Source organism: Phormidesmis sp. 146-33 (assembly GCF_052939515.1).
The window spans coordinates 1-5,674 of sequence record NZ_JBJPHU010000208.1 but is presented as its reverse complement, the minus strand read 5'-3'; the positions used below and the strand labels follow the sequence as shown (position 1 = coordinate 5,674).

The following is a 5,674-nucleotide window of genomic DNA, read 5'->3' as shown; positions in this document are numbered from 1 at the left end:
AGGGGGCGTTCCTGGATCTAAAAGCGAAGCGAAGCGTTCATCGAACTGACGTTAAGTCAGTGCCATTCATCTTGGTATGGCGGTGATTATCACACTCACTCCACCTTTTTCTCTTTGCGTTCACTATAGCGATCGGTTAGGTAATCTACTTGTTCTCTCAACAGCAATGTAAATTGGCGTTGTTGCATAAAAGATATGAGATAGAGGATAGAATACTCAAGATTACCCCCTGTAACTGTCTCGGTTCGACGATGAAAACGAAACCCAAGCCATCCTACCGCGTCCGCAACTGGAGTGAAGGAGTGAATACGATGCTGCCCTGAAGCAACGCGGGAGTTTAACCTTCTGGATCGACGAAGCGGTGATTGAGGGGTGGATCAACGAGCAAAGAAGTGGGCGACGGGGCGCATCCAAGCATTACAGTGATGGGGCGATTGCTTTGATGGCAACGGTGCAGTCGTTGTTCAACCTGGCTGGACGGCAAACGGAGGGATTTTTAGAGTCTTTGTTTAGCTTGATGGGGATTGACCTGCCGGTGCCTGACCACAGTACGTTATCGCGTCGGATGGGCAAGGTTGCAGTCGAGATGCCGGTCACACCGAGCGAGGGAGCGATTCATGTGGTGGTGGATTCCACTGGGGTCAAAGTCTATGGGGAGGGGGAATGGAAAGTGCGCCAACACGGGGTGGACAAACGCCGAACTTGGCGCAAATTGCATGTGGGAGTCAATGAATCAACCGGAGAGATTTTAGCGGCTGTTGCCAGTACCAACAACGTCAGTGACGATGAAGCCTTTGCCGATGTCTTAGACGGGATTGAGTCTGAGCTTGAGCAAGTTTCAGGTGATGGAGCCTACGACAAACGCAAGTGTTACAACGCGATTGCGGCACGAAAAGCCAAACCCACGATTCCTCCTCGCAAAGATGCAGCCAAGTGGGAGGATGACCTTGAGAGCGAGCAGACCCATCCTCGTAATCAAGTCCTCGAACGGATTGAGCAAGTAGGGCGGCAACAGTGGAAGCAAGAAAGTGGTTATCACCGCCGGTCTTTGGCGGAAACAACCATGTTTCGCTTCAAGACTATCTTTGGCGGAACACTGCGGCGGCGACGGTTTGATAATCAAGCCGTTGAATTATTCCTCAAATGTGCGGCATTGAATCGCATGATTCAATTGGGTAAGCCCGATAGTTACAGAGTAGAAAACTAGTTCCTGCTTGGAAGAGAGAGATGCGTTCTTAAATTATTTATGCAACAAAGCCATGTAAATTTGTAGAGTTCTTCCATCACATCAATTACGCGATCGCGGTAAGGCGAATCTTTCATCGTGCCATCTTCCGCAAGATCAAGATTTTTGATGAATTGTGTGTCGATCGTACCGACAGGCGATCACCATCAACAGCATTTTTCCAGCAATTGGCGAAATATGAATCAAACAGAACACCTCAATCACCGCCTTCCGCTTTCCAGGCAATCTCTCGGCTCGGCTGAGGATCAGGCAGTTTGCGAGTAATCACTGCCGCCGCTAACACTAAAATGGTCGAAACCCACAAACAGCCTACTAACCCATAAAACTGATACACCAACCCAGATAACACCGTCCCCGCTAGTCGCCCCCCCGAATTTGCCATGTAGTAAAAGCCAACATTTAACGCTACTTTGTCATCATCGGTGAATGCTAGAACTAAATAAGAATGAACAGCAGAGTTAAACGCAAAGACAACGCCAAACAAAAGCAGCCCACCCACGATCGCGACATTTGCCGAAACTCCCGATTGCAGAGAAATCGCGATCGCTGCCGGAACCACAGTAAGCACTGATGTCCAAAATTGAACTGTCTTTGACTGAGGCGGACGACTCGATCCAAATCGTCGAATTAGCGTCGGAGCAAGGGATTGAATAATGCCATAGCCAATCACCCAACAGGCGAGAAAGCCGCCAACTTGATAGAACGACCACCCCAAAACGCTCCGCAAAAAGACAGGCAATCCGACGACAAACCAGACATCTCTAGAGCCAAACAAAAAGAATCGCGCCGCAGACAAAATGTTGATCTCACGGCTCTTAGAAAAGAGTTGAGTAAACTTAACTTTTGCCTTAATTTTGCCCATTCCCTTCGGCAGAAACAAGCCCGTAAACAACAATAGGGACAAGCCTCCTGCCATAATCCACAAGGAATTAACGAAACCAAACAATCCTAGTAGGGCACTGCCCACAAAAAAACCGGCTCCTTTAAGCGCATTCTTAGAACCTGTCAGAATCGCAACCCACTTAAACAAAGCAGACTGAGCATCCTGCGGTACAACTAATCGAATGGCACTTTTGGTACTCATTTTGGTCAAGTCTTTAGCAATGCCTGAAAATGCTTGAGCCACCATCACATATAGCACCGCCAACCATTGCGCCCAGCCAGGATTAAGAAAGGACAACAACACCAGAGAAAAGATTTGTAGCCCAATCCCCGTATAGAGTGTCACCTTTAGCCCCAACTGAGACCCAATCCAGCCGCCCAAGAAGTTTGTAACCACTCCAAAGACTTCGTAAAACAGAAACAGCGAGGCAATCTGAATCGGGGTATAGCCAATGTTATTAAAGTAGAGCAGTACCAACAGCCGCAGGGCCCCATCAGTAATCGTGAAGCCCCAATAGGTCAGGGTGACGAGAATGTAGTGCTTGAAGTTGGCACGAGACGCGGTAGAAGTTGCCATGAGAGGTGAGGAAGTAGGAGTGCTGAATGGTCAGTGAAAGACGAAACTCGAACCTATTTCAAGCTGATTGCAACTTTTCTCGCAAGCTCTACCATGCGATTGGAGTAGCCCCATTCGTTGTCATACCAAGCGAGAATTTTTACCTGAGTTTGATTAACCACCATTGTGGAAAGAGCATCAATAATTGAGGAACGGGGATCATCTTTGTAATCGATCGACACCAAGGGCCGTTCTTCATAGCCCAAAATGCCACTTAGTGAACCCTCAGCCGCTGTTTTTAGCAATTGATTGACTTCTTCAACGCTGGTCGATCGCACGACTTCAAACACACAGTCTGTCAGCGATGCATTGAGCAATGGAACTCTGACCGCTAAACCATTGAGCTTGCCGTTTAATTCGGGATAGATGAGTCCGATCGCGGTTGCTGACCCGGTTGTAGTAAGAATCAGCGATAAGCTGGTAGCCCGCGCCCGGCGCAAATCTTTGTGGGGAGCATCGACGATCGTTTGGGTATTGGTGTTGTCGTGGATTGTCGTAATTACCCCATGCTTGATCCCCAACCCTTCATGAATCACTTTTACGATCGGGGCCAGGCAGTTTGTAGTACAGGATGCTGCGGTGAGGAGGTGGTGTTCGCTGGGCTGATAGAGGTGATCATTGATGCCCATCACAATGTTGAGCGCCCCTTGTTTGACGGGAGCCGCTACAATCACTTTCTTAACCCCGCGCTTAAAGTAGGGATCGAGGGTTTCAGCAGTGCGAAACTTACCAGAACATTCCAAGACAATATCTACGCCGTAATCTTCCCAGGGCACCTCGCCGGGTTTGGCATGTTCGCTGAAGGTGAGAGCTGTTTTGTCAATGAGAATGCGATCGTCACCCGCTTCTACTTCTGGGGCCCAGCGCCCGTGTACAGAATCAAATTTGAGCAGATGGGCTGCTGTTTCTGCCCCGCCTTTTACCTCGTTGATATGGACAAACTCTATCTCTGGCCAGCCCCAAGCGGCTCGTAAATCCAATCGGCCAATTCTGCCAAACCCATTGATTCCAATTCGCACGGTCATAGAGGTTACCTGATAAACTGTCTCTATATTTCAAGTTAATTTAGTATATTCCTTTAGTTCAATCATCTCAATGCTTATTTCAATAACTTTTGAGAAATCTCAAATCTAAAAAATTTGATTAATCCTGAATCCTGAATCAAACACAGCTTAATTGTTCACGATCGCAACAGGAAAATAGAGCGATCGTGAACGCTAACTGCTTAAAAAACGTCAACTCAATGGAGTTCTTTCGCTTACGTTGCCCCGATCTTCTGTCCTCCAAGCTGCCGATTCTGGGGGGCTTTCAGACAAAATAGATTTTAATTTTCAGGGCTGACGGACTAGAGAACGAGGGGGAGACTCATCGAATTCACGTTAAAAACTGGCTTGCTTCCGCAGTAGTTCTCCGATCGTCAAATCTGGCTGCGGAACCCCTTCAAACACCGTTCCAACTTTGAGTCGGTAGAAGTGAAGTTCGCTGAGGCGATACCCTTCATCCGGCAGGGGAATGTATTGTGCCACTTCCGAAACTCGCTTTGCATTGCGAATATAGTAGAGAACAAATTCCTGAAGTTCTGGTTTTCGCTGCGCTGCCTCCGCATTTACATAGATAAACAAGGGACGTGAAAATGGGCGGTAGGTTGCTTTTTCGACCGCTTCTCGCGACGGAGCAACGGCTCCCTGACCCTTGCCATAATCGATCGCTAAAGCTTTTAACTGATTTTGCTTGTCTTCGTAATAAGAAAATCCAAAATAGCCGAGCGCATTCGGGTCTTTGCTCACGCCTGCCACAAGTTCGTTATCGTCTTCGCTGGATGTGTAGTCAGTGCGGCTCTCTTTGGGGTTTCCGTGGGTAACTTCGTTAAAGTAGTCAAACGTTCCCGAATCTTTGCCCGCGCCGTATAGTTTGAGAGGGCGGTCGGGATAGGACGCTCGAATTTGTTTCCAGTTGGTGATTTTGCCCTGTGCATCGGATTCCCAAATTTTGTTTAACTCTGCGATCGTGATGTCCTGTGCCCAGGTATTTTGGGGATTCACAGCGATCGTCAAAGCATCAAACGCTACAGGAAGCTCAATATATCGCACTCCTTTTTGGTTGCAGGCTTCCATTTCCTCTTTCAAAATCGGACGAGAGGCGTTGCTGATATCGATTTCTCCTGCACAAAACTTTCTAAAACCGCCTGTTGTTCCAGAAAATTTAACGTCGATCGCGATACTGTTTTCTTTGGACTTTTTGTAGTCTTTGGCGATCGCGTCACTAATCGGAAAGACCGTACTCGATCCGTCAATCTGAATGCTTTGGGCACTTGGGATAGCCGAGTTAGCAACCTCTGTCGGAGTCGTCTGCGTTTGACTAGAATTGGCTGCTGGGTTTGAAGGGCTACAACCAATTAATCCGGAGACCGCCACGACACATAAACTCAAAAGCGTTCTGTTTGGAAGTGATAAGTTGATGATCATAAAAATTTCACTTTCAAGTGCCCTGGTGAAGAACTCCTTGATCGTTTCAAATAAACTTGATTGTTTCAAGTCTGCTGCAACACATATTTGATGACAAAATGTAAACAAAAAAAGTAAACTAACCGTCGTCTCGACAAACACGAGCGGGAAGGATCGGGCTGAAGCGACGAAATTCTGCCAGATATTGCTCTAAGACAACAAACTGCGACAGATTTAAGCTGTAATAAATCCAGCGTCCTTCTTGACGAGCCTGCACTAGCTGCGCCTCCTTCAAAACTTTGAGATGAAACGATAGTTTAGATTGAGTCACCTCTAAGCTTTCACAAAGGTCACAGACGCAAAGCTCTTGTTCTCGCAGCAACTCGATGACTCTGACGCGCAACGGTTCTGAAAGCGCATGAAACCCAGAAATGACTAAAGCCGAAGGCAGAGACGACGTTTTTTGCATCAAATTTTCTTGTATTG

The 5,674-nt window shown here is 47.5% G+C and carries 4 protein-coding genes and 1 pseudogene; 1 reads left to right on the top strand and 4 read right to left on the bottom strand.

From position 1 onward, the window contains the following. Window positions 1–251 precede the first annotated feature (251 nt). A pseudogene (locus ACJ2PR_RS34795) lies at window positions 252–1,207 on the top strand (IS5 family transposase). A 235-nt stretch (window positions 1,208–1,442) separates the two neighbouring features. Here ACJ2PR_RS34795 and arsJ read toward each other — a convergent pair. The 4 genes from arsJ to ACJ2PR_RS34775 form a co-directional block, all read right to left on the bottom strand. Further along, window positions 1,443–2,705 carry an organoarsenical effux MFS transporter ArsJ gene (arsJ, locus tag ACJ2PR_RS34790; protein WP_446880477.1) on the bottom strand — a complete coding sequence of 421 codons (1,263 nt, stop codon included), beginning with the start codon at window positions 2,703–2,705 and terminating at the stop codon, window positions 1,443–1,445. 53 nt (window positions 2,706–2,758) lie between these two features. Continuing rightward, window positions 2,759–3,769, bottom strand: coding sequence for an ArsJ-associated glyceraldehyde-3-phosphate dehydrogenase (locus tag ACJ2PR_RS34785; RefSeq protein ID WP_446880476.1), 1,011 nt, complete (start codon window positions 3,767–3,769; stop codon window positions 2,759–2,761). 354 nt (window positions 3,770–4,123) lie between these two features. Continuing rightward, window positions 4,124–5,158, bottom strand: coding sequence for a PstS family phosphate ABC transporter substrate-binding protein (locus ACJ2PR_RS34780; protein ID WP_446880475.1), 1,035 nt, complete (start codon window positions 5,156–5,158; stop codon window positions 4,124–4,126). A gap of 169 nt (window positions 5,159–5,327) precedes the next feature. Further along, complete coding sequence (locus ACJ2PR_RS34775; protein WP_446858722.1) at window positions 5,328–5,657, bottom strand: ArsR/SmtB family transcription factor; 330 nt, start codon at window positions 5,655–5,657, stop codon at window positions 5,328–5,330. Between the last annotated feature and the right edge of the window lie 17 nt (window positions 5,658–5,674).

Bases quoted from the DNA above. Each gene is read 5' to 3' on its own strand.
- arsJ (WP_446880477.1), bottom strand. From the start codon at position 2,705: ATGGCAACTTCTACCGCGTCTCGTGCCAACTTCAAGCACTACATTCTC.
- ACJ2PR_RS34775 (WP_446858722.1), bottom strand. From the start codon at position 5,657: ATGCAAAAAACGTCGTCTCTGCCTTCGGCTTTAGTCATTTCTGGGTTT.
- ACJ2PR_RS34785 (WP_446880476.1), bottom strand. From the start codon at position 3,769: ATGACCGTGCGAATTGGAATCAATGGGTTTGGCAGAATTGGCCGATTG.